Source organism: Streptomyces sp. SM1, assembly GCF_002910825.1.
GTDB lineage: Bacteria > Actinomycetota > Actinomycetes > Streptomycetales > Streptomycetaceae > Streptomyces > Streptomyces okerensis.
In genome coordinates, this window is sequence record NZ_NEUB01000560.1 from 1 (window position 1) to 1016 (window position 1016).

2 protein-coding genes are annotated in these 1016 nt (G+C 73.6%); one reads left to right on the forward strand and one right to left on the reverse strand.

The genetic code is table 11. From position 1 onward, the window contains the following. On the reverse strand, nucleotides 1–225 hold a 225-nt coding region (locus B9S61_RS13685), incomplete at its 3' end, for a hypothetical protein (protein ID WP_146064830.1). Nucleotides 226–532: 307 nt separating this feature from the next. Between B9S61_RS13685 and B9S61_RS13690 the strand changes: the two genes are divergently transcribed. Then, complete coding sequence (locus B9S61_RS13690; protein WP_103542505.1) at nucleotides 533–985, forward strand: DUF5707 domain-containing protein; 453 nt, start codon at nucleotides 533–535, stop codon at nucleotides 983–985. Nucleotides 986–1016: the final 31 nt, after the last annotated feature.

A 1016-nucleotide genomic window follows, 5' to 3' on the forward strand; every position in this document is an offset into this window, starting at 1 on the left:
CGGTCCGGCGCCCAGCGCGCACGCGGCGGCGCCCAGGACGAGGGTGATGACCGGGCGGGTACGGCGCAGGAGGAGCACGGCCGTGACGGAACCGGCGACCAGGGCCGCCGCGAGCAGGACGGACCCGGCCGGCACGTCCCCGCGCACCAGCGCCGCACCCGGCCACACCACGGCCTGGGCACACAACAGGAGGAGCGGGAGCAGCCGGTCGTCTCTTCGCTTCATGACGGGCCAAGGCTATGGCCGCAGGTGAGCGGTCCGGCTCCGGCTGAAGGGGGATTCCGCCCTCTTACCTGGGTTACAGACGGGCAGGGGGTCGGACGACCCGGCGGCGTTCTGCACCTCCGGTTCCACGCGGCAACCGTCCCGCGGTCCGAGGCCCGCTCGCCGGCCCCGCCCTAGGCTCGATCACATCGGGGAAGCGGCAGACCGACGGCGGGACAACGCCCGCCGGAGCCGCCCTCCCGTTCTCTCCGGCGGGTGCGCGCACCGCCCCCGCCCTCCACCACACACGTCCCAGGGGGGACATCCCATGCCCAAGCACATTCTCGTGTCGTCGCTCATCGCCGCCGTCGTCGTGGGCGGGGTGGCCGCCGGCGGTCTCGCTGCGGCCTCACCCGCCACGGAGCCGACCGTGACGAACACCTCGGTCCGTTACGTGGCGCCGTCCGGCACGGCGGCGGGGTCGCTCAGGTTCACCGCGGACGTCGGTGACGACTCGGGCGTCCGGGGCCTCAAGGTCATCGCCTGGCCGGTCAGTTCGAAGCTCGACGACCTGACCGAGGCGGAGATGCGGTACGTGGACAGTGCCGTCTGCCGCCCCACCACGGCCATCACCTCCCGCTGCACCTACTCGGTGAAGGCCACGCGGGAGGAGGTGGCCGATGTGGACAGGGGCACCTGGCACGTCTCCGTGCTGGCGACGGCGAAGGACGGCGGCACGGTGTTCGTGCGGCGCGCCGCCACCTTCGACCTCACCGGCTGATCCCCGTCCGGTTCCCGGCGGTCCCGACCCC